This is a genomic window from Streptomyces justiciae (assembly GCF_015163075.1).
GTDB classification, from domain to species: domain Bacteria; phylum Actinomycetota; class Actinomycetes; order Streptomycetales; family Streptomycetaceae; genus Streptomyces; species Streptomyces justiciae.
In genome coordinates, this window is the sequence record NZ_JADDXU010000013.1 from 102,735 (window position 1) to 128,411 (window position 25,677).

Annotated in this window: 7 protein-coding genes; all 7 read left to right on the plus strand. The window is 70.7% G+C overall.

Annotated features, from left to right (window positions below):
* Positions 1-88 precede the first annotated feature (88 nt).
* The 7 genes from IQ210_RS31580 (at position 89) to acmL (ending at position 25,502) form a co-directional block, all read left to right on the plus strand.
* The gene (locus tag IQ210_RS31580) at positions 89-7,915 is read left to right on the plus strand and encodes a non-ribosomal peptide synthetase (protein WP_194082580.1); all 7,827 of its coding nucleotides are present in this window, start codon (positions 89-91) and stop codon (positions 7,913-7,915) included.
* The gene (locus IQ210_RS31585) at positions 7,912-20,628 is read left to right on the plus strand and encodes a non-ribosomal peptide synthetase (RefSeq protein WP_194082581.1); all 12,717 of its coding nucleotides are present in this window, start codon (positions 7,912-7,914) and stop codon (positions 20,626-20,628) included. The genes IQ210_RS31580 and IQ210_RS31585 overlap by 4 nt, the downstream gene beginning before the upstream one ends.
* A gap of 71 nt (positions 20,629-20,699) precedes the next feature.
* Positions 20,700-21,332, plus strand: a complete 633-nt coding sequence (locus IQ210_RS31590; RefSeq protein ID WP_194082582.1) for a DUF6875 domain-containing protein — start codon at positions 20,700-20,702, stop codon at positions 21,330-21,332.
* Positions 21,333-21,336: 4 nt separating this feature from the next.
* On the plus strand, positions 21,337-22,230 hold the full coding sequence (locus IQ210_RS31595) for an alpha/beta hydrolase (protein ID WP_194082583.1): 894 nt from the start codon (positions 21,337-21,339) through the stop codon (positions 22,228-22,230).
* The gene (locus IQ210_RS31600) at positions 22,227-23,069 is read left to right on the plus strand and encodes a tryptophan 2,3-dioxygenase (protein WP_194082584.1); all 843 of its coding nucleotides are present in this window, start codon (positions 22,227-22,229) and stop codon (positions 23,067-23,069) included. The genes IQ210_RS31595 and IQ210_RS31600 overlap by 4 nt, the downstream gene beginning before the upstream one ends.
* Before the next feature lie 76 nt (positions 23,070-23,145).
* The gene (locus tag IQ210_RS31605) at positions 23,146-24,408 is read left to right on the plus strand and encodes a kynureninase (RefSeq protein ID WP_194082585.1); all 1,263 of its coding nucleotides are present in this window, start codon (positions 23,146-23,148) and stop codon (positions 24,406-24,408) included.
* A 53-nt stretch (positions 24,409-24,461) separates the two neighbouring features.
* A complete protein-coding gene (acmL, locus tag IQ210_RS31610; RefSeq protein ID WP_194082586.1) occupies positions 24,462-25,502 on the plus strand; it encodes a 3-hydroxy-D-kynurenine methyltransferase AcmL in 1,041 nt (346 codons plus the stop codon).
* Positions 25,503-25,677: the final 175 nt, after the last annotated feature.

The window sequence follows — 25,677 nt, forward strand, 5'->3', positions numbered from 1 at the left end:
GAATGACGACGCGTATTCCAGGACATTGTGAGTTTTCTATTCCTGCCTCTCCGGCCGTCCGTGCGGGGGAATTCTCGGAGGTGGAGACTTGTCCGTCAGTGCCGGCAGCACGCTGCCCCTCACGGCTGCGCAACGCGAAATATGGATCGCCGAGCAGCGGTTGGGGAGAGGGAATCGAGTTTTCCGGGTGGGGGAGTACCTGGAGATCCACGGAGGCGTGGACCCGGAGCTGTTCGTGCAAGCCCTGCGTCTCGTCGTCGGCGAGGCGGAGGCGCTGCACGTCCGCTTCGTCCAGGAAGGTGACGAGGTCCGGCAAGTCCTTCAGGAGCCCGCCGATTGGCCGCTCGCGGTCACCGACCTGAGCGCGGAGCCGGACCCGGAACAGGCCGCCCGCGACTGGATGGACGCCGCGGTCGCCCGGCCCATGAACCTGACCGAGGACCGACTGTTCGAGTACGCGCTGCTGAAGTTGAGCGCAGACCGCTTCTGGTGGTACCAGGGCTACCACCACGCCGTGATGGACGCCTTCGGGTCCCTGCTGATCACACGCCGGGTCGCCGACGTCTACACCGCACTCGCCCGAGGCGGCCCGGTGGGAGCGAGCCCGTTCGGCACGCTGTCCGACCTGATCACAGCCGAACACACCTACCAGGCATCGGAGCAGTTCACCCAGGACAGGGCCTACTGGGCAGAACGCTTCGCCGACCGTCCACAACCGGCGGAAATCGTCGGCACGCCGTCGACCACACCGGAGCGCTATCTCCGGCACACCACCACGTGGGAGCCGGCGGACCACACGGCTCTGCGCGACGCGGCCCGCCGGGCCCGCGCCCCCTGGTCGCACCTGGTCATCGCCGCCGCAGCCCTCCACGTCCACCGGACGACCGGCGCGGCCACCGTCGTCCTCGGCCTGCCGGTGACAGCACGCCTCACCCAGGTGGAGCGTCGCACTCCCGGCACGGCTGCCAACGTCCTACCGCTCCGGCTCACGCTACGACCGGAGCTGACCCTCGGCGAACTCCTCACCCAGATCGGCGAGCGCGTGCGCGAACTGGGCCGCCACCAGCGGTACCGGGCCGAGGACATCCAGCGCGACCTCGCCCTGCCCGGTCGCACGGGCACGTGGTACGCACCGGTCGTCAACGTCATGTCCTTCGACTACGCGATCACGTTCGCCGGACTGCCGACCACCGCGCACAACCTCACCTCCGGCCTGGTGGGCGACCTCACCCTCGCCGTGTGGGACCGCCGTGACGGCACCGGACCGGTCGTCGACGTGAACGCCCACCCCGAACTGTGCACGCACGACGAACTGGCCGTTCACCACCGACGCCTGCTCACGGCTCTGCGCGCCGTCACGACAACCCATCCCTCCCGGCCGATCGGGCGGGTGGATCTGCTGTCCGCGCAGGAGCGGGCGGCTGTGCTGGGGGTGCCGGCGGCTGTGGTGTCGTCGCGGGGGACGTTGCCGGAGTTGTTCGAGGCGCGGGTGGCAGCGGCGCCGAGTGCGGCGGCGGTGGTGTGGGAGGGTTCCACGCTGTCGTACGGGGAGTTGAACGAGCGCGCGAACCGGCTGGCTCATGTGCTGGTGGGGCGTGGTGTGGGTCCGGAGGACGTGGTGGCGGTGGCGCTGCCCCGCAGTGCGGACCTGGTCGTCGCGGTGCTGGCGGTGTTGAAGGCGGGCGCGGCGTATCTTCCTCTTGATCCGGCCTATCCGGCGGTTCGGGTGGCTCACATGGTCGGTGATGCCCGGCCGGTGCTTGCGCTGACGACGGCCGGGCACTGTCCCCCGGCGGACACCGTCGCCGCGACGCCGGTACTGCTGCTGGACACGCTCGACGTGACGGATCAGCCATCCGGCAATCCCGTCACCGCACTGGCGCCCGATCATCCCGCGTATGTCATCTACACCTCCGGCTCCACTGGCCGACCCAAAGGCGTCGTCGTCGCCCACCGCAACGTGGTGCGGCTCTTCGACGCCACCCGGAAGTGGTTCGGCTTCGGCCCCGACGACGTGTGGACGCTGTTCCACTCGTACGCCTTCGACTTCTCCGTCTGGGAGCTGTGGGGAGCGCTGCTGCACGGCGGCCGACTCATCGTGGTCCCTTACGAGGTCAGCAGGACGCCCCGCGCCTTCCTCGACCTGCTGGCCGATCACGGCGTCACCGTCCTCAACCAGACGCCGTCGGCCTTCTACCAGTTGGCCCAGGCTGACGCCGACGCCTCCCCGCCGGGCCGCGAACTCGCCCTGCGCACCGTGGTGTTCGGCGGTGAGGCACTCCAACCGTCCCGCCTCGCGGACTGGTTCCGGCGCCACCCCGACGACACGCCGGCCCTGATCAACATGTACGGCATCACCGAGACCACGGTCCACGTGACGTACCAGCCGCTGACCCGGGAGCGAGCGACCGCGGCGGCAGCCAGCGTCATCGGCGTCGGCATCCCCGACCTGCGGACGTATGTGCTCGGTCCCGGGCTGGAGCTGGTGGCGCCCGGCGTGGTGGGGGAACTGTACGTCGCGGGGGCTGGTGTCGCCCGCGGCTACTTGGGCAGGCCCGGCCTGACGGCCGAGCGGTTCGTGGCGGACCCGTACGCTACCGAGCCGGGCACGCGGATGTACCGCACTGGCGACCTGGTGCGCTGGAGCCAGGACGGCGAGCTGGAGTTCGTCGGCCGCGCCGATCACCAGATCAAGATCCGCGGCTTCCGCATCGAACCCGGCGAGATCGAGAACGTGCTGACCGACCACCCCGACATCGCCGAGGCCGCGGTGGTGGTCCGGGACGAACCGTCCGGTGATGCCCGCCTCATCGCCTACGTGGTGGCACGGGGAGCCCTCCGCGACGGAGACGTACGGGAGTTCGCGCGGGACCGGCTGCCCGACTACATGGTTCCGGCGGCCGTCGTCGTACTGGACCGCATGCCCCTCACCGCCAACGGCAAGCTGGACAAGGCGGCGCTCCCGGAGCCGGACTTCAGCGTGACCAGGTCGGGGCGGGAGGCGCGCACGCCGCAGGAGCAGATCGTGTGCGATCTGTTCGCGCAGGTCTTGGGTCTGCCGCGGGTCGGCGTCGACGACGACTTCTTCGACCTGGGCGGGCACTCCCTGCTGGCCACCCGCCTCATCGCCCAGATCCGTGCCGCGTTCGGAGCCGAGCTGGAGCTGCGCGCACTGTTCGACGGACCGACGCCGGCCGCGGTGGCGGCACTCCTCGACACCGCTGGACCTGCTCGGCCGCCCCTGGCGGCGCGGGAACGGCCCCCGGCCCTTCCCCTCTCGTCCGCCCAGCGGCGGCTGTGGTTCCTGCACAAGATGGAGGGGCCGAGTGCCACCTACAACATCCCCCTCGTCGTACGACTGACCGGCACCTTGGACCGTGACGCGCTGCGGACCGCCCTCGGTGACGTGGTGGCCCGGCACGAGAGTCTGCGGACGGTGTTCCCCGAGGCCGACGGCACTCCGTACCAGCACGTCCTCGACAGCGCGAGCGTCGAGTTGCCCACCACCGACATCGCCGAGACGGAACTGCCGGACGCCCTGGAGTTAGCGGCCCGGCACGCCTTCGACCTGGCGGCCGAAATCCCCCTTCGCGCCGAGCTGTTCACGGTGTCCGAACACCGACACGCGCTGCTGCTCGTCCTGCATCACATCGCGGGTGACGGTTGGTCGTTGGGCCCGCTTGCCGCCGACCTGACCCGTGCCTACAGCGCGCGGGTGGAGGGGCGGGTGCCGGAGTGGCGTGCGTTGCCGGTGCAGTACGGGGACTACACGCTGTGGCAGAACGAGCTCCTGGGTGACCAGAACGACCCGGACAGTCTGTTCGCCACGCAGATCGGCTACTGGACGGACGCGTTGGCGGGTCTGCCGGATCAGCTGACGCTGCCCACGGACCGTCCTCGTCCGGCGGTGATGACTTACCGGGGCGATTACCTCACGGTCGATATCGACGCGGATCTGCACCGGCGGTTGTCGGATGTCGCGCGGGCGTCGGGTGCGAGTCTGTTCATGGTGCTGCAAGCCGGACTCGCTGCCCTGTTGACGCGGTTGGGGGCGGGTGAGGATGTTCCGGTGGGCAGTCCGGTGGCCGGCCGGACTGATCAGGCGCTGGATGAGTTGATCGGGTTCTTCGTCAATACGCTGGTGCTGCGCACGGACACCTCCGGTGATCCGACGTTCGCTGAGTTGATCGCTCGGGTGCGGGAGCGGAGTCTGGCCGCCTATGCGCACCAGGATGTCCCGTTCGAGTACCTGGTCGAGCTGATCAATCCGACCCGCACGCTGTCGCACCATCCGCTGTTCCAGGTCATGCTGGCGCTGCAGAACGCCCCCGAGACCGAGCTGGAGCTTCCCGGGCTGCGAGCCGGGGTCGAGCTGGGCAGGACGGGTACGGCGAAGTTCGACCTGTTCTTCAGCCTTGCGGAGCGGCGTGGGGAACGCGGCGAGCCCCAGGGCATCACCGGTGCCGTCGAGTACTCCAGCGACATCTACGACGCGCCCACCGTGCAGGCCCTGTTCGACCGTTGGCTGAGGCTGTTGGACGCGGCCGTGTCTGAGCCCGACCGTCCCCTGGCCGATATCGACATCCTCACCCCCGAGGAACACCGGCGTGCAGTGGTCGAGTTCAACGACACGGCGCATGTGGTGCCGGATGTCTCCCTGGGCGAGCTGTTCGTACGGCAGGTGGCTGAGACGCCCGATGCCCTGGCGGTCACCGATGGCGCCGCCACGCTGACGTACGCACAACTCGACGCGCGTGCCGATCAGTTCGCGCATGAGGTGATCGCCCGGGGAGTGCGGCGGGGTGACGCGGTCGGTGTGCTTCTGGAGCGCTCGATCGCGACGGTCACCACGGTCTTGGGGCTGATGAAGGCCGGCGCTGTCTATGTGCCCCTCGATGCCCGTTATCCGGCCGACCGCATCCGCCATGTCCTGGCCGACACCGGCGCGCGCCTGCTGATCACCGACGAACGGTCGGTTCCGGAATCAGGTGCCGAGGCCGTGGAGTTGCTCCACATCGAGTCTCCTCGGTCCCATGCGACCGACCCCGGTGATCCCAGGGTGGATGTGGGGTCGGGGGATGCGGCGTACGTGATGTACACGTCGGGTTCGACGGGTGCGCCCAAGGGGATCGTGGTGACGCATCGCAATGTCGCCGCTCTGGCTTTGGACCCACGGTTTGACCGCTCGGCGCATGAGCGGGTGCTGCTGCATTCGCCGGCCGCGTTCGACGCCTCCACCTACGAGTTGTGGGTGCCGCTGCTGAGCGGCGGGACTGTCGTCGTGGCCCCGGCCGGTGAGCTGGACGTCCCCGCTCTCCAGCAGGCCATCACCAGCCAGCGTGTGACCGCGTTGTGGCTGACCAATTCCCTGTTGAACGTGGTCGCCGAGCACGCCGTAGACGCGCTGTCGGCAGTGCGGGAGGTGTGGAGCGGCGGTGAGGCCGTTTCCGGGGCCACGGTGCAGCGCCTGCACGAGGCTTGCCCCGGGCTGACGGTCGTGGATGGCTACGGGCCGACGGAGACGACCACCTTCGCCACCCACCACCGTGTGCCGCGCCCCTATGTCGGCGGTGCGACGGTGCCGATCGGCCGTCCGATGGCCAACACCCGTGTCTACGTGCTGGACGCACACTTGCGGCCGGTGCCGCCGCAGGTGACGGGCGAGCTGTACGTCGCCGGGGCCGGTCTGGCGCGTGGCTATCTGAACAAGCCCGGTATGACGGCCGAGCGTTTCGTCGCCGATCCCTACGGTCTTGAGCCGGGCGGGCGCATGTACCGCACCGGTGACCTGGTGTGTGTCAATGCCGGGGGGGATCTGGAGTACATGGGCCGCGCCGACCAGCAGGTCAAGGTACGCGGCTTCCGGATCGAACCCGGCGAGATCGAGAACGTCCTCACCGGTCATCCGGCGATCGGCCAGGCCGCCGTGGTCGCCGATCACGACCAGCACGGCAGCATCCGTCTGATCGCCTACGTCGTCCCCGACACCGGCGAAACACCGGCAGACCTGGTTGAGTTCGTGCGCCAGCGGCTGCCCGAGTACATGGTGCCGTTCACCTACGTCACCCTGGACCGGCTGCCGTTGACGGCCAATGGCAAGCTCGACCGGGCCGCGTTGCCCGCACCCGAGCAGAGGGCGCGGGCGGATGCGCCACGTCGGGAGCCGCGGACCGAGCGCGAGCGACTGCTGGCAGCGCTGGTCGCGCAGGCCTTGGGCGTGGAGAGGGTAGGACCCGAGGACGACTTCTTCGCGCTCGGCGGGGACAGCATCGTCTCGATCCGGCTCGTCAGCCTCGCTCGCTCGGCGGGTGTCGGACTGGCGGTCCGGGACGTCTTCGAGCAGCGGACCGCGGCCGGACTGGCCGAGGTCGCCGAGGAACTGAGCGTGTCGGCACCCGATTCCGACCACGCCGGCGTGGGAGGGATGGAACCGACGCCGATCATGCGCTGGTTCGACGCGCGCGGTGGCGGCATCGACGCGTTCCACCAGGCGATGCTGCTGGAGGTGCCGGCCGGGTTGCGTGAGGACCACCTCGTGACGGCCGTGCAGGCACTCGTGGACCACCACGACGCGCTGCGGCTGACCCGGAAACCGAGCGGTCAGGACAACGGGGCGTGGTCGCTCGAGGTGGGTCCGGTGGGGTCCGTGTCGGCCGCGGACGTGGTGCATCGTGTCGACACCGCCGGCACGGCCGTCGACGCGACGCTGGTCCGGGCAGAGGCGGAGGCGGCGTCCCACCGGCTGTCGGCCGAGCGCGGCGTGCTGGTTCAGGTGATCTGGTTCGACGCCGGACCTGCCGAACGGGGCAGGCTGCTGGTCGTCGTCAACCATCTCGTCGTCGACGGGGTCTCCTGGCGGATCCTGCTTCCCGATCTCATCGACGCCTGCGAGGCCGTCGGGGGCGGCCGACCTCCACGGCTGGACCCGCCAGGCACCTCCCTGCGCCGCTGGGCCAGTCTCCTCACGGTCGAGGCCCGGCAGCCGGCCCGCACCGCCGAGGCGGCGCTGTGGACCGGGCTGCTCACCGCGGCTGACCCACCGCTGACCACTGGCCGGCTCGATGCCGCGCGGGACACCGTGGGCCGGGCCCGTGAGCTCACGCTCTCCCTGCCACCCGAGGTCACCACCCCGCTGCTGACGACGGTGCCCACGGCCTTCCACGCGAAGGTCGACGACGTCCTGCTCACCGCGCTCGCCCTGGCGGTCGCCCAGTGGCGCCGGACCCACGCACGCGGGCGGCACACGGCTCTCCTCGTGGACGTGGAGGGACACGGGCGCGAGGAGATCGTCGAGGGCGTGGACCTCTCGCGCACCGTGGGCTGGTTCACCTCGCTGTACCCGGTCCGCGTCGACCCCGGCCCCCTGGCGTGGGAAGAGGTCGTCGACGGCGGGCCGTCGCTCGGACAGGCCCTGAAACGGGTCAAGGAACAGGTCCGCTCCCTGCCCGACCGGGGCATCGGCTACGGCCTGCTGCGGCAACTCAATCCCGACACCGGGCCGGTGCTGGCCGGGCTCGCCGTACCGCAACTCGGATTCAACTACCTCGGCCGGTTCCCCTCGGCGGGCTCACCGGTGGTCCCCGGCCACCCGGAATGGACCGTGGCCGCGGAGACGGGCCTGCTGAGCGGCGCCGACCCGGCGACGGCCCTGGCGCACGGGCTCGAGGTGAACAGCATGGTCCGCGACGCCCCGGACGGGCCGGAACTGGAGGCCGTCTGGACCTGGGCGCCGGATCTGTGGACCGAACGGCACGTCCGAGCCCTGGCCGACCACTGGTTCCGAGCGATCCGCGGACTGGTCCGGCACGGCGAGCGCTTCGACACCGGCGGCCACAGCCCTTCGGACTTCCCCCTGACCGAACTCAGCCAGCACGACATCGAGCAGCTCGAAGCAGCGTGGAGGGTGCAGAAATGACGTCGTCGGGCCTGGAAGACATCCTCCCCCTCTCCCCGATGCAGGAGGGGCTGCTGTTCCACTCCCGCTACGAGCAGGACGGCGCGGACGTCTACGCGGTGCAGCACGTCTTCGCCATCGAGGGCGCCCTCGACGCGGCGCGGCTGCGGGCCGCCGTGCTCGCGCTCGTCCAACGGCACCCGAACCTGCGCGCCGGATTCCGGCAGGTGGACTCCGGCCGGACCGTACAGCTGATACCACGTCAGGTCGACGTTCCCTGGGACGAGTTCGACCTGTCGCCGCTTCCCGATGCCGACGCGGAGGCGGAGCTGGCCCGGCTCGCGGCCAAGGAGCACGCACGCCGGTTCGACCTGGCTGAGCCGCCACTGCTGCGCTTCTCCCTGGTGCGCCTGGCCGCCGAACGGCACCGCCTCATCATGACCACCCACCACATCCTGCTCGACGGCTGGTCGACGCCACTGCTCGTGCGTGAGCTGACCGCGCTGTACGACAGCCGGGGCGACACCACCGTGCTGCCCCGAGTGGCTCCCTACCGGCAGTACCTGGGCTGGCTCGCGCAGCAGGATCAGCCGGCGGCGGAGGCCGCCTGGCGGGAGGCGCTCGGCGGACTCGAACAGCCGACGCTGCTCACCCCGGTGGCCCCGGGCCGTCCCGGACTGATGCCGGAGCGGATCACGGTGGAGCTGGACGAGGCCCGCACGGCAGCGCTGGCCGACTGGGCGCGCCGGCACGGGGTGACCCTGAACGCCGTGCTTCAGGCGGCGTGGGGGCTTGTGCTGAGCCGGCGCACCGGCCAGGACGACGTCGTGTTCGGGGCCGTCGTGGCCGGGCGCGATCCTCGACTCCCCGGCGTCGAGAGCATGGTGGGGCTGCTCATCAACATGGTGCCCGTGCGCGTGTCCCTCGACCCGGCGCAGTCCTTGCTGGCCATCGTCGAAAACGTGCAGAGCGCGCAGTCGCGGCTCACCGGGCACCACCACCTCGGACTCGCCCGCATCCAGCAACTGGCCGGTCTGGGCGACCTCTTCGACACCTCCCTGGTCTTCGAGAACTACCCGTGGGACGAACCCGGCGAGCGGCCGGAGACGGGGCTGCGGATCACCCCTGACCTGGGGCGCGGGCGGGACGCGACGCACTATCCCCTGACCCTGATCGCAGCCCCGGGGCGGCGTCTGTACCTTCGCCTGGACTACCGCGACGACCTGTTCGACCAGGCGACGGCCGCCGCGTTCGTCGACCGGCTGATCCGGGTGCTCGACCTCGTCGTCACCGATCCTTCCCGGCCGATCGGGCGGGTGGATCTGCTGTCCGCGCAGGAGCGGGCGGCTGTGCTGGGGGTGCCGGCGGCTGTGGTGTCGTCGGGGGTGACGTTGCCGGAGTTGTTCGAGGCGCGGGTGGCGGCGGCGCCGGGTGCGGCGGCGGTGGTGTGGGAGGGGTCCACGCTGTCGTACGGGGAGTTGAACGAGCGGGCGAACCGGCTGGCTCATGTGCTGGTGGGGCGTGGTGTGGGTCCGGAGGACGTGGTGGCGGTGGCGCTGCCGCGCAGTGCGGACCTGGTCGTCGCGGTGCTGGCGGTGCTGAAGGCGGGCGCGGCGTATCTTCCTCTTGATCCGGCCTATCCGGCGGCTCGGGTGGCTCACATGGTCGGTGATGCCCGGCCGGTGCTGGTGCTGACGGCGACCGGGCACCGTCCTTCGGCGGACGCCGTCGCCGCGACGCCGGTACTGCTGCTGGACACGCTCGACGTGACGGATCAGCCCTCCGGCAATCCCGTCACCGCACTGGCGCCCGAGCATCCCGCCTACGTCATCTACACCTCCGGCTCCACCGGCCGACCCAAAGGCGTCATCATGCCCGCGGGCGCGCTGGTGAACCTGCTGGAGTGGCACCACGAGGCGATCGGCGGCGAACCCGGCACGAGGACCGCGCAGTTCACGGCCATCAGCTTCGACGTCTCCGCGCAGGAGATGCTGTCGGCCCTGATGTTCGGCAAGACCCTGGTGATCCCGGACGAGGACGTCCGGCGGGACGCGGCCCGGTTCGTCGAGTGGCTGGACGAGTACGAAGTGGAGGAACTCTTCGCGCCCAACCTCGTACTGGAGGCCGTCGCCGAGGCAGCCGTCGAGCAGGGCCGCGCGCTGCCCCGGCTGCGGACCATCGCGCAGGCCGGCGAGGCCCTTACGCTGAGCCGCGTCGTCCGCGAGTTCCACACCTCGGCACCAGAACGCGTGCTGCACAACCACTACGGCCCCACCGAGACCCACGTCGTCACGGCCCACACCCTGAGCGACGACCCCGACAACTGGCCGCTCACCGCGCCGATCGGCCGACCGATCGCCAACACCCGGGCCTACGTGCTGGGTTCGGGGCTGGAGCTGGTGGCGCCCGGCGTGGTGGGGGAGCTGTACATCGCGGGGGCCGGTGTCGCCCGCGGTTATCTGGGCAAGCCCGGTATGACGGCCGAGCGGTTCGTGGCGGACCCGTACGCGTCCGAACCCGGCGGGCGGATGTACCGCACCGGTGACCTGGTGCGCTGGAGCCAGGACGGCGAGCTGGAGTTCGTCGGCCGCGCAGACCACCAGATCAAGATCCGAGGCTTCCGCATCGAACCCGGCGAGATCGAGAACGTCCTCACCGAGCACCCCCACATCACCCAGGCCGCCGTGGGCGTCCGCGAGGACCAGCCCGGCAGGACCCGGCTCGTGGCCTATGTCGTGGCCCGGGAGGCACTGCGGTCCGAGGAGGCAAGGGAGTTCGTCCGTGAGCGGCTGCCCGAACACATGGTGCCCTCGGCCGTCGCACTCCTGGACGGTCTGCCGCTGACCGCCAACGGCAAGCTCGACCGCGCCGCCCTGCCCGCGCCCGACTTCGCGCCGACCGGATCCGGACGGGAGGCACGCACGCCGCAGGAGCAGATCATCTGCGATCTGTTCGCACAGGTCTTGGGTCTGCCCCGCGTCGGCGTGGACGACGACTTCTTCGAGCTCGGCGGCCACTCACTGCTGGCCACCCGGCTCATCGCCCGCATCCGTGCCGCGTTCAGCGTCGAGATCGGCCTGCGCACGCTCTTCGAGGCACGGACCGCGGGCGCGGTCGCGGCCCGGCTCGACACCGCCGGGCCCGCTCGGCTCGCCCTGACCAAACATCAACTGCCCGACGTCGTGCCCCTGTCGTTCGCCCAGCGCAGGCTGTGGTTCCTGCACAAGATGGAGGGGCCGAGCGCCACCTACAACATCCCACTGACTCTGACGCTGAACGGCGACCTGGACCGGGACGCGCTGCAAGCCGCCCTCGGTGACGTGGTGGCCCGGCACGAGAGTCTGCGGACGGTGTTCCCCGAGGCCGACGGCACCTCGTACCAGCACGTGCTCGACAGCGTGAACGTGGAGCTGCCCGCCACCGACATCACCGAGACGGAGCTGCCGGACGCCCTGAAGTCAGCGGCCCGCTACCCCTTCGACCTGGTGACCGAAATACCGCTGCGCGCCCAGCTGTTCCGCCTCGCCCCCGACCGCCACGTCCTCGTCCTGATCCTGCACCACATCGCGGGTGACGGTTGGTCGCTGGGCCCACTCGCCACCGACCTGACCCGTGCCTACACGGCGCGGGTGGAGGGGCGGGTGCCGGAGTGGTCTGCGTTGCCGGTGCAGTACGGGGACTACACGTTGTGGCAGAACGAGCTGCTGGGGGACCAGAACGACCCGGACAGCCTGTTCGCCACGCAGATCGCTTACTGGACGGAGGCGTTGGCGGGCCTGCCGGATCAGCTGACGCTGCCCACGGACCGTCCTCGTCCGGCGGTGATGACTTACCGGGGCGATTACCTCACGGTCGATATCGATGCGGATCTGCACCGGCGGTTGTCGGATGTCGCGCGGGCGTCGGGTGCGAGTTTGTTCATGGTGCTGCAAGCCGGACTCGCTGCCCTGTTGACGCGGTTGGGGGCGGGTGAGGATGTTCCGGTGGGCAGTCCGGTGGCCGGCCGGACCGACCAGGCGCTGGATGAGCTGATCGGGTTCTTCGTCAACACGCTGGTCCTGCGCACGGACACCTCCGGGGACCCGACCTTCACCGAGTTGATCGCTCGGGTGCGGGAGCGGAGCCTGGCCGCGTACGCGCATCAGGACGTCCCCTTCGAGTACCTGGTCGAGCTGCTCAACCCGACCCGCACGCTGTCGCACCACCCGCTGTTCCAGGTCATGCTCGCGCTGCAGAACGCCCCTGAGGCGAGTTTTCAGCTCCCCGGTCTGACGATCGAGGTTGCTCCTGGGCGGACCGGGACGGCGAAGTTCGACCTGTTCTTCAGCCTCGCCGAGCAGCGCGGTGCCCATGGTGAGCCGCAGGGCATCAGCGGTGCGATCGAGTACTCCAGCGACATCTACGACGCGCCCACCGTCCAGGCCCTGTTCGACCGTTGGCTGCACTTCCTCGACATCGCCACCACCCATCCCGACCAGCCCCTCAACCACATCGACATCCTCACCCCCGACGAACACCGGCAGTTGCTGGGCACCTGGCTGGAGACCGAGACCGAGGTCGGCGAGAAGCTGCTGCCGGTCCGCTTCGCCGAGCAGGCCGCCGCCACTCCTGACGCCGTGGCCGTGATCGCTGGGGACACCTCCCTGACGTATGCGGAGCTGGACCGCCGCGCCAACCGCCTCGCCCACGTCCTGCTGCGCCGGGGGGCGGGTCCGGACCGGGTGGTCGCGCTGGCTCTGCCGCGTTCGGCCGAGTTGGTGGTCGCCCTGTTGGCCGTACTCAAAAGCGGTGCCGCGTACCTGCCGCTGGACCCCGACCACCCGGCCGGCCGCCTCGCCTACGTACTCGAGGACGCACGGCCCGCCCTGTTGCTCACCACGCCGGCGACCGACTCCCGGACGCCGGACGATGGTTCGGCCGAACGACTGGTGCTGGGCTCCCCGGACGTAGACGCGCTTCTGGCCGCCTGCCCCGACACCGACCCGGTCGAGACCAGTCACGCAGCGCCGCCGGCCCCCGCGGCCGCCGCGTACGTGATCTACACGTCCGGCTCGACCGGTCGTCCCAAGGGCGTGGTCGTCCCGCACGCGTCGCTGCTCAACTTCCTGGAAGCCATGCGGCGCAAGGTCCCGCTCCGGACAGGGGAACGGCTCCTCGCGGTCACCACGGTGGCGTTCGACATCGCCGCGCTGGAGCTGTACCACCCGCTCCTGTCGGGCGCCACGGTCGTCCTCGCACCCAAGGAGGCCGTGCCTCAACCGTCCGCCGTGCTCGACCTGATCGCCCGGCACCGCGTCACGGTCGTACAGGGCACCCCCTCGCTGTGGCAGCTCCTGGTGGCGCACGAGCCGGAGGCGCTGCGGGGCCTGCGCGTCCTGGTCGGCGGTGAGGCGCTGCCCACACCGCTCGCGGAGTCGATGCGCGCGCTCACCGACGACCTGACCAACCTGTACGGCCCCACCGAGACCACCATCTGGTCGACCGCCGCGGACCTGGCCGGCGGCACGGGCGCACCGCCGATCGGCCGACCGATCGCCAACACACGTACCTACGTGCTGGGTTCGGGGCTGGAGCTGGTGGCGCCCGGTGTGGTGGGGGAGCTGTACATCGCGGGATCCGGTGTGGCCCGCGGCTATCTGAACAAGCCCGGCTTGACGGCGGAGCGGTTCGTGGCGGACCCGTACGCTCCCGAGCCCGGCGGGCGTATGTATCGCACCGGTGACCTGGTGCGGTGGAACCGGGACGGCGAGCTGGAGTTCGTCGGGCGCGTCGACCACCAGATCAAGATCCGAGGCTTCCGCATCGAACTCGGCGAGATCGAGGAGGTCCTCACCGACCACACGGACATCGCGCAGGCAGCCGTCGTCGTCCGCGAGGACCAGCCCGGTGACCCCCGACTCGTCGCCTACGTCGTCGCCGACACCTCGGCGCGCGACCACGACGAGGCTGTGGAGCAGGACCAGCTCAGCGAGTGGCAGAACCTGTACGACGCCGTGTACACCGCTGCGGAGCAGACGGTCTTCGGTGAGAACTTCGCCAGCTGGAACAGCAGTTACGACGGCCGGCCCATCCCGCTGCCCGAGATGCGGGAGTGGCGGGACACGACCGTCGACCGCATCCGGTCCCTACGGCCGCGCCGCGTCCTCGAAATCGGTGTCGGCACCGGCCTGCTGCTGGCCCGGCTGGCGCCCGAGTGTGAGGAGTACTGGGGCACCGACTTCTCCCGCACCGTCATCGACGAGCTCCGGCGCAACGTCGACGCCGATCCCGTCCTGGCCACCCGGGTCCACCTCCGCACCCAGCCCGCCCACGACTTCGGCGACCTTCCGCAGGGCCACTTCGACACGATCGTGCTCAACTCCGTCGCCCAGTACTTCCCGAACGCCGGCTACCTGGAACAGGTCGTCCACCACGCGCTCCGCGCCCTCACCCCAGGTGGCGCGCTGTTCCTGGGCGATCTGCGTAATCCGCGGTTGCTGCGGACCTTCGCCTCCGGCGTGCAGACGGCGCGTGCCGAGGACCCGAGCGACATGGCCGCGATCCGGCGTGCGGTCGAGCAGAGCCTGGTCCTGGAGAAGGAACTCCTCGTCGACCCCGAGTACTTCAGCGCCCTCGCCCACCACGTGCCCGACCTGGCGGGTACCGACATCCAGCTCAAGCGCGGCACCGCCCACAACGAGCTCACCCGCTACCGCTACGACGCCACCCTCTACAAGACCGGCATCACCCCCCCCCCCCTCACCGACGCCCCCACCCGCCCCTGGCTCGCTCACGCCGACGCCCAGGCCAACCTCGCCGATCTGAGGCAGCAGATGGCGGCCGAACGGCCCGCGGAACTCCGCCTGACCGGCGTCCCGAACCCCCGCCTCGTCCACGAACTCGCCGTGCGACAAGCCCTCGAAGACGGCACACCCCTGCCCGACCGCCCCACCGCTTCATCAACCGGCCTAGAGGCATTCGACGCCTTGGGCGACGAGCACGGCTACTGGACCGGCATCACCTGGAACACCCAGGACCCCGACGCCGTGGACGTCGTCTTCGTCGACCGGAGCCGGCTGTCCGGCCGCGCCCCCGTCGGCACCTACGCCGCACTCCCCACCAGCGCCTCCACCACACCCCTGTCCACGTGGGCGACTAACCCTGCCGCCCGCCGCGGCACCGGTGCCCTGGTCACCAAGCTTCGTGAGCACACCCGCGACCAGCTGCCCGACTACATGGTCCCGTCGGCCGTCGTCCCCCTCGACCGGCTCCCCTTGACGGCAAACGGCAAGCTGGACCGGGCGGCCCTGCCCGCGCCCGAGTTCGCGTCGACCGGGTCGGGACGCGGGGCGCGCACGCCGCAGGAGCAGATCGTGTGCGATCTGTTCGCGCAGGTGCTGGGGCTGCCGCGGGTCGGCGTGGACGACGACTTCTTCGACCTGGGCGGGCACTCGCTGCTGGCCACCCGGCTGATCGCTCAGATCCGTGCCGCGTTCGGCGTGGAGCTGGAGCTGCGTGCGCTGTTCGAGGGGCCCACGCCGGCCGCGGTGGCGGCACTTCTTGACACCGCCGCCCCCGGACGCCTGGCCCTCACCGTCCGCCGGCGACCCGAGGTCATGCCGCTGTCCTTCGCGCAGCGCAGGCTGTGGTTCATCCACAAGATGGAAGGGCCGAGCGCCACCTACAACATCCCACTGGCCCTGAGGCTGAGGGGTGAGTTGGACCGGGACGCGCTGCGGGCCGCTCTCGGTGACGTGGTGGCCCGGCACGAGAGTCTGCGGACGGTGTTCCCCGAGGCCGAGGGCGTCCCCTGCCAGCAGGTGCTCTCACCCGAGGCGGCCCTCCCGCACCTCGCCGTCCACCCCACGACCGAGGCCGAGCTGCCGGAGGCCCTGACGTCAGCCGCCCGCCACGCCTTCGACCTGGCGACCGAAACCCCGCTGCGCGCCGACCTCTTCGAACTCTCGGCACAGGAGTACGTACTGCTGCTGGTCGTGCACCACATCGCGGGGGACGGTTGGTCGTTGGGCCCGCTCGCCACCGACCTGACCCGTGCCTATACGGCGCGGGTGGAGGGGCGGGTGCCGGAGTGGCGTGGGTTGCCGGTGCAGTATGCGGATTACACGTTGTGGCAGAACGAGCTGCTGGGGGACCAGAACGACCCGGACAGCCTGTTCGCCACGCAGATCGCTTACTGGACGGAGGCGTTGGCGGGCCTGCCGGATCAGCTGACCCTTCCTACGGACCGTCCTCGTCCGGCGGTGATGACTTACCGGGGCGATTACGTCACGGTCGATATCGATGCGGATCTGCACCGGCGGTTGTCGGATGTCGCGCGGGCGTCGGGTGCGAGTTTGTTCATGGTGCTGCAAGCCGGACTCGCTGCCCTGTTGACGCGGTTGGGGGCGGGTGAGGATGTTCCGGTGGGCAGTCCGGTGGCCGGCCGGACCGACCAGGCGCTGGATGAGCTGATCGGGTTCTTCGTCAACACGCTGGTCCTGCGCACGGACACCTCCGGGGACCCGACCTTCACCGAGTTGATCGCTCGGGTGCGGGAGCGGAGCCTGGCCGCGTACGCGCATCAGGACGTCCCCTTCGAGTACCTGGTCGAGCTGCTCAACCCGACCCGCACGCTGTCGCACCACCCGCTGTTCCAGGTCATGCTCGCGCTGCAGAACGCCCCTGAGGCGAGTTTTCAGCTCCCCGGTCTGACGATCGAGGTTGCTCCTGGGCGGACCGGGACGGCGAAGTTCGACCTGTTCTTCAGCCTCGCCGAGCAGCGCGGCGCTCATGGTGAGCCGCAGGGCATCAGCGGTGCGATCGAGTACTCCAGCGACATCTACGACGCGCCCACCGTCCAGGCCCTGTTCGACCGGTGGCTGCACTTCCTCGACATCGCCACCACCCACCCCGACCAGCCCCTGAACCACATCGACGTCCTCACCCCAGACGAACACCAGCGTGCCGTAGTCGAGTTCAACGACACGGCGCATGCGGTGCCGGATGTCTCCTTGGGTGAGCTGTTCGTACGGCAGGTGGCTGAGACGCCCGATGCCAAGGCGGTCACCGACGGCGCCGCCACGCTGACGTACGCACAACTCGACGCGCTCGCGAACCAGTTTGCGCATGAGGTGATCGGCAGGGGAGTGCAGTCCGGTGACGCGGTAGGTGTGCTTCTGGAGCGTTCGATCGAGATGGTCACAACGGTCTTGGGCCTGATGAAAGTCGGCGCTGTCTACGTGCCCCTCGATGCCCGTTATCCGGCCGACCGCATCCGCCATGTCCTGGCCGACACCGGCGCCACGCTGGTGGTGACGGACGACGCGTCTCAGCCGCGACTCCCGGCGGATGCGGCAGACGTGTTCGTCATCCACGCCACACCTGAGGGAGAGCAGCAGCATGAAGCGCCTGGGGTGGGCGTGCGGTCGGAAGACGCTGCGTATGTGATGTACACGTCGGGTTCGACGGGTGCGCCCAAGGGGATCGTGGTGACGCATCGCAATGTCGCCGCTCTGGCGCTGGACCCGCGTTTTGACCGCTCGGCGCATGAGCGGGTGCTGCTGCATTCGCCGGCCGCGTTCGACGCCTCCACCTACGAGTTGTGGGTGCCGTTGTTGAGCGGCGGGACCGTTGTCGTGGCCCCGGCCGGTGAGCTGGACGTCCCTGCCCTGCACCACACCATCACCACCCAGCGTGTGACCGCGTTGTGGCTGACCAGTTCCCTGCTGAACGTGATCACCGACCACGCTGTGGACGCGCTGTCCGCAGTGCGGGAGGTGTGGAGCGGCGGCGAGGCCGTCTCCGGGGCAACGGTGCAGCGCCTGCAACAGGCCTGCCCCGCGCTGACGGTCGTGGACGGCTACGGGCCGACGGAGACGACCACCTTCGCCACCCATCACCCCGTGCCGCGTCCCTACACCGGGAGCGCGACGGTGCCGATCGGCCGTCCGATGGGCAACACCCGTGTCTACGTCCTGGACGCACACCTGCGGCCGGTCCCGCCGCAGGTGACGGGCGAGCTGTACATCGCGGGGGCAGGCCTGGCGCGTGGCTATCTGAACAAACCCGGGATGACGGCCGAGCGGTTCGTCGCCGACCCCTACGGTCCCGAGCCCGGCGGGCGCATGTACCGCACCGGTGACCTCGTGCGCTGCAACGCCGAGGGGAATCTGGAGTACATGGGCCGCGCCGACCAGCAGGTCAAGGTCCGCGGCTTCCGGATCGAACCCGGCGAGATCGAGAACGTCCTCACCGATCACCCGGCGATCGGTCAGGCCGCCGTAGTTGCCGATCACGACCAGCACGGCAGCACCCGCCTGATCGCCTACGTCGTCCCCGACACCGGCGGAGCCACAGGGGACGAGGAGGAGCGGGACCAAATCGGCGAGTGGCGGGATCTCTACGACTCGCTGTACTCAGCGCCCGGTTCGACGCTGGGCGAGGACTTCTCCGGCTGGAACAGCAGTTATGACGGCCGGCCGATCCCGCTGCCCGAGATGCGGGAGTGGCGTGCGGCCACACTCGAGCGGATCAGGGCGCTCCAGCCCGGGCGTGTCCTGGAGATCGGTGTCGGCACCGGTCTGCTGCTGTCCGGGCTGGCGCCCGAGTGCGAGGAGTACTGGGGCACGGACTTCTCCCCGGTCGTCGTGGAGGAGCTGCGGCGCCATGTCGACGCCGACCCCGAGCTGGCCCGGCGGGTCAGGCTCCGAGTGCAGGCCGCCCACGAGCACGGCGACCTTCCGCAGGGGCACTTCGACACGATCGTGCTCAACTCCGTGGCCCAGTACTTCCCGAACGGCGGATATCTGACGCAGGTCGTTGAGCAGGCCTTCCGTCTGCTCGCGCCCGGTGGTGCGCTGTTCCTGGGCGATCTGCGTAATCCGCGGTTGCTGCGGACCTTCGCTTCCGGGGTGCAGACGGCGCGTGCCGAGGACCCGAGCGACATGGCCGCGATCCGGCGTGCCGTGGAGCAGAGCCTGGTCCTGGAGAAGGAACTTCTCGTCGACCCCGAGTACTTCAGCGCGCTGGCCCACCACGTGCCCGACCTGGCGGGTACCGACATCCAGCTCAAGCGCGGTACCGCCCACAACGAGCTCACCCGCTACCGCTACGACGCCGTCCTCTACAAGACCGGCATCACCCCCCACCCCCTCACCGACGCCCCCACCCGCCCCTGGACCCGTGACCTCGGTGCCCTCGCCGATCACTTGGCCGGCGCGCGGCCCGACCGGCTGCGCGTCACCGGGGTACCGCACGCGCGCATCGCGGCCGACCTCGCCGCACAGCGCGCGCTCGAGTCCGGGACGGCACCGGACCTCCGGGACACGGCCGGGGTCGATCCGGAGGACTTGCACCGCCTGGGCGAGAAGTATGGCTACTGGACGGGGATCAGCTGGAACGGGCACGACCCGGCCGCCCTCGACCTCACGTACGTCAAGCGCGAACTGCTCGGCGACGGGGTGCCCGTCGGTGCCTACGCGCCCACGGGTGCGGTCGGCCCCGGCACGCCGCTCTCGTCCTGGACCACCAGTCCGGCCACCGGTCGCAGCACCGGCGCCCTGCTCATGGCCGTACGGGAGCACCTGCGCCGTCGGCTGCCCGAGTACATGCGCCCCGCCGTCGTCGTTCCGCTCGATCGGCTGCCGCTCACCTCCAACGGCAAGCTCGACCGTGCGGCGCTGCCGGCGCTCGAACCGGAGCGGGCCGACATCGGGCGGGCGCCGGCCACCCCGCAGGAGCAGGTGGTGTGCGAACTGTTCGCGGAGGTCCTCGGCCGACCGGTGGTCGGTGCGAGCGAGGACTTCTTCGACCTGGGCGGCCACTCGCTGCTGGCCACCCGCCTGATGGCCCGGCTGCGCGCGGCCTTCGGCGTCGAGCTGGGCGTGCGGAGCCTGTTCGAGGCGCCGACGCCGGCGGGCATCGCGGCCCGGCTCGACGTCGACGACGCGGACGGCTCGTACGAGGTGATGCTGCCGCTGCGCACCAAGGGCAGCAGGCCGCCGCTCTTCTGTGTCCATCCGGGCGGGGGCATCAGCTGGTCGTACAGCGCGCTCCTCAAGCACCTGGGGCCGCAGTATCCGCTGTACGGCATCCAGGCGCGCAGTCTGGCCCGGCCGGAACCCCGGCCCGCCAGCATCGAGGAGATGGCGGTGGATTACGCCGACCAGATCCAGCGGGTGCAGCCGCACGGGCCGTACCACCTGGCCGGCTGGTCGTTCGGCGGACTGTGCGCGCACGCGCTGGCCGCGGAGTTCCAGCGGCGCGGTGAGCCGGTGGCGCTGGTCGCGGTGCTCGACGTGATCCCCGACTGGCAGGGCCTCACCCACGCCGACGTGCCTGCACCGGACGACCGGGTGATGCTGCTGTTCCACGTCGGTCTCGTCGACGACGGCAGTCACGACGACGGCGAGATGACCTTCGCCAAGGCACGGGAGATCCTGCGGCGCCAGGGCAGTGTGCTGGCCAACCTGGAGGAGGACCGGCTCACGACGATCACCGAGATCTCGGCGAACAACACCCATCTGACCGTCGACTACCGGCCCGGCCCGATCGACGGGGACCTGCTGCTGATCGCCTGCTCGCAGGAGCAGGACCCGCCGGTGACCGCCGAGGCCTGGCAGCCGTATGTGCGCGGCTCGGTCGAGGCCCATGTGGTGCCCGGCGACCACGGGGCGATGCTGACCCGCCCGGACACGCTGGCCGAGATCGGCCGCATCCTCTCGGCCAAACTCCACGACCTCACCGGCGACGAGTGACCTTCGCGGGCCGCCCACCAGGAACCCGCCGTCCGCTGTCCGCGAGGACCGACACCCGAGGACTGACACTGATGCTGACCGACGTGCTCTCCGTCGACGTGGCCAAGGCCCTGGCCGCCGTGGACGAATGGCTGAGCCAGTACATCCGCCGACCGCACGGCGAACTCGGGCGCACCGGCCCGGTGTGCCCGTTCGTCGAACCCGCCCAGCGTGCCGGCGCGCTGGAGATCCGCGTCAGGCTCGTCGGCCCCACCCCGAGCCAGACCTTGATCGACGAGATCGTCCGCTGCGGCCTCGACGAGTTCAGCGAGGTCGAATGGAAGTCCGGCAACCCGAATCTGCGCTCGCTGCTGCTCGTCCTGCCGGACCTTCCCGCCGAGCAACTGCACCTGCTGGACGCGGCGCACACCGCGCTGAAGCCGGAGAGCGTGCGGCGGGGGCTGATGATCGCCCAGTTCCACGAGAAGTGCGAGGAGAAGGCCGCACGCAACCCGGCGTTCGAGGTGAGTCACGCCCCGGTGCCGATGATGGCGGTGCGGTCGATGGCGATCCACGACGTGCTGTTCCTGGCCGACCGGCGAGAGTGGTTCGAGGAGTACGCGAGCCGTTTCGGTGCCCGCTACCGCACCGGGTCGCACGGCATCGACCCGCTGCTGACCGAGATGTACGAGCGGGCCCGTGCCGCCCACGCGCCGGGGAGCTGAGCGCATGCGCGACGCACCGCCGGCCACCGGTGCCGTGTACCGGGGCATGGACCAGGCCACGCTGGACCGGCAGTACTCGCCGAGTTCGCGCGTGCCGAGCCTGGACGCCTACCTGCGCGAGTACGAGCGGCTGAGCCAGGCCGCCCGCCGGGACCACCCGGTACGGACCTCCCTCGCCTACGGCCCGCACCCCGCGGAGCGGCTCGACTACTTCCCCGGACCCGCGGCCGGGCGGGCTCCGCTGCTGGTGTTCGTGCACGGCGGGAACTGGCAGGCACTCGGCCGCGCCGAATCGGCGTTCCCGGTGCCACCGCTGCTGGCCGCCGGCGCGGCGGTCGCGGTGATCGAGTACGGGCTGGCGCCGGACGTCGGCCTGGACGCCATGGCGGGCATGGTGCGCCGGGCCGTGGACTGGCTGCTGCGGCACGCGGACGGGCTCGGGTTCGCCCCGGACCGCCTCCATCTCTGCGGCACCTCGGCCGGCGCGCACCTGGCCGCCATGGCCCTGCTGCCGGACGCGTCGGCCGGCCCGGACGTGTCCGGCCGGATCGCCGGGGCGGTGCTGCTCAGCGGCATGTACGACCTGGAGCCGGTCCGCCTGTCCTACGTCAACGACGCCCTGCTGCTGGACGAGGCCGCGGTCCTGCGCAACAGCCCGATTCTCCGGCTGCCGGCGCGGCTGCCCCGCACGGTGGTCGCCCGCGGCGGGAACGAGACCGAGGAGTACGTCCGCCAGCACGAGGGGATGGTGGCGGCGCTGCGCTCCCGGGCGGCGGTGACGGAGGTCGTCGCCGAGCGGCGCGACCACTTCGACCTCCCCTACGACCTGGGCGTGCCGGGCACCGGGCTGGGCGACGCGGTCCTGGCGCAGCTGGGACTGGAAGGAAGGACCGCATGACCACCGAACAGACGACCCGGAGCCCCGCGTGCCCGTTGTCCGCCGGATCCTCGCCGGACACGACCCCGTATGCCCACTACGCGCGGATGGACGAGTTGCTGGGCTTGCAGCATCCGCTCAGTTCGGCCCGCACCGAGCCGGGGTTCATCATCATGAGCCAGGTCAAGGAACTGCTGTTCAAGCTGCTGCACACCGAATTCAGCACGGCGCGCGACCAGTTGGCCGACGACCTGCTCGACGACGCGCTGTGGACGCTGCGCCGTGCCGCGCGGGTGCAGCAGGTGCTGCTGGTGTCGTGGGAGACGTTCTCCGTGCTGTCCCCGGTGGAGTTCGCCGAGTTCCGGGACGTCCTGGGGTCGGCCTCCGGCTTCCAGTCGGCCGGCTACCGGCGCCTTGAGTTCCTGCTCGGCAACAAGAACCCCGCGATGGCCGCGCCGCACCGGAACACGGCGGGCTACGACGCGGTGGTCGGTCAGCTGCACGAGCCGAGCCTGTACGACGCCGCGCTCGCGCTGCTGGCCCGGCGCGGCCTGCTCACGCCGGGCGACGCCACGAACCGGGACGTCACCCGGCCGTACTGCGTCGGCTCGGAGGTCGAGGAGGCCTGGCGGACGGTCTACGGGGACCCGGTCCGCCATCGTGACCTGCATCTGCTCGCCGAGGCGCTGATGGACAGCGCCGACCAGTTCGCCCGCTGGCGCTACACCCATCTGGTGACCGTGCAGCGGATGTTGGGCGCCAAGCCCGGGACCGGCGGCACGGAGGGGGTGGCCTGGCTCGCCCGGATCAGTGAGCACCGCTTCTTCCCGGAACTGTGGTCGGTGCGCTCCACGCTCTGACCGGGCCGCCGCCCTGGGCCCGCCCGCGGACGGCGGGACATGTGGACACGGACGACACGAGACTCAAGGAGGGCCGATGGTGAGCGGGATCCCGCGCACGGTGGCCGAGGAACTGGACGCGGCCGATCCGCTCGCCGCGTTCCGCGAGCGGTTCGTCATCGCCGATCCGGAGCTGATCTACCTGGACGGCAACTCGCTGGGCCCGCTGCCCGCCGCCACGCCGGAGGTGCTGCGGGAGGTGGTCGAAGAGGGCTGGGGCGGCGGGCTGGTGCGGTCGTGGCAGGGCTGGATCGACTGGGGCGCCCGGCTCGGCGACCGTCTCGCCCAGCACGTGCTCGGCGCCGCGCCCGGCGAGGTGGTGATCTCCGACTCCACGTCGGTCAACCTCTACAAGCTGGCCGCCGCCGCCCTGGACGCGGCACCGGGGCGCGGCACCGTCGTGATGGACGCCGAGGACTTCCCGACCAACCGCTACATCGTCCAGGGCCTCGCCGAACAGCGCGGGCTGCGGCTGGTGCGGCTGCCGTCCGACCTCGACGGCGGCCTCGACCTCGATGTCCTGCGCTCGGCGCTGAACGGCGACGTCGCGCTGGTGGTGCTGTCCCTGGTGTCCTACCGAAGCGGCGCGCTGCTGGACATGGCGCAGGTGAACGAGCTGGCCCGGGCGGTCGGTGCGCGGGTGCTGTGGGACGTGTCGCACGCCGCCGGAGCCGTCCCCGTGGACCTGGCCGACACCGGCGCGGAACTCGCCGTCGGCTGCACCTACAAGTACCTCAACGGCGGCCCGGGTTCACCCGCCTTCCTCTATGTGCGGCGCGAGCTGCAGTCCCGGCTGCGGCAGCCGGTGTGGGGCTGGTACGGGCAGCGCGGGCAGTTCGAGATGGGCCCCGACTACGACCCGGTGCCGGGCATCGAGCGGTTCCTGGTGAGCACCCCGCCGCTGGTGTCGCTGGCGGCGATCGATCCCGCCCTCGCCCTGGTCGAGGAGGCCGGGACGGCGCGGATCCGAGCCAAGGGGCTGCGGCTGGGCCGCCTGGCCGACGATCTGGCCGACGCCTGGCTCACCCCGCTGGGCTTCCGGCCCGCCTCGCCCCGCCCGCCGCAGCGGCGCGGTTCGCATCTGTCCCTGTACCACCCCGACGCCTGGCGGATCTGCCAGGCGCTGGCCGCGGACGCCAAGGTGGTCTGCGACTACCGGGTCCCGGACCGGCTGCGTATCGGTCTGTCCCCCCTGGTCACCCGGTTCACCGACGTCTGGGACGCGTTGGCCCGCATCCGCGACCTCGTGGCCGAGGGGTCCTACTCCTCCCGGCCCGCCGGCCTCGCCCGGGTGACCTGACCTCCGTCCTTCCCGCCCGCCACCCCCTCCACCTCAGCCGATTCGGAGTGCCCATGGCTCACGCATCCCCGCTCACCACCGACGGACTGGTACAGATCCTGTTCGGCTCCTCCGCCTTCCAGATGCTCCGCGCGGGCAGCGAACTGGGCCTGTTCACCCTGCTGCACCGGCGACCGGGCCTGACCCCGCCGGAGATCGGCCGGGAACTCGACCTGGAGGAGCGGCCGGTACAGATCCTGCTGCTCGGTACCACCGCCCTGCGACTGACAGTGCGTCAGGGAGCCGGTTACGAGAACGCCGACGTGCTCAACGGCCTCTTCGCGCAGGGCACATGGGAGATCATCGAGGATCTCGTCGAGTACGAGGAACGGATCGTCCGGCCCGCCGAGGTGGACTTCATCGCGTCGCTGCGCGAGAACACCAACGTCGGTCTGCGACGGATCAAGGGCACGGGGGAGGACCTCTACCACCGGCTGTCCGCGGACCCGGAGCTGGAGCAGCTGTTCTACCGCTGCATGCGGTCCTGGTCCCGGCTGTCCAACCCCGTACTGGTCGAGAAGGCCGACCTCACCGGAGTGCGCCGGGTGCTCGACGTGGGCGGCGGCGACGGCGTCAACGCCATCGCCCTCGCCCAGGCCAACCCGGGCGTCGAGTTCACCGTCCTGGACCTGCCAGGCACGGTGGAGATCGCCCGCAAGAAGATCGCCGAGCACGGCCTGTCCGACCGGATCTCCGTGCGGGCCGCGGACATCTTCGCCGACACCTACCCGACCGGGCACGACTGCGTGCTCTTCGCCAACCAACTCGTGATCTGGTCACCGCAGGAGAACATACGGCTGCTGCGCAAGGCCCACGCGGCGCTGCCGGACGGCGGGCGGGTCCTGGTGTTCAACGCCATGTCCGACGACAGCGGGGACGGCCCGCTGTACGCGGCCCTGGACAACGTGTACTTCGCGACGCTGCCGGCTGCCAGCAGCACGATCTACCGGTGGGGCCAGTACGAGGAGTGGTTCGCCGCGGCCGGGTTCGTCAAGCCCGAGCGGCTGCCCGGCGGCCGGTGGACACCGCACGGCGTGATCAGCGCGGTCAAGTGACGCCGGCCTGCTCGTCTTCGGGCCATGAGGTGAGTGCAGCACTGAGGGCTCCATGATCTGCACCATGGAGCCCTCAGCCCTGGGGGGTGGCGGGAGTTGCGTCGTCAGGCGTCGGGTGGTTCCCTCCCCACGGCGATCGCCTGGACCGGGCAGGACAGCGCGGCCCGGGTGACCT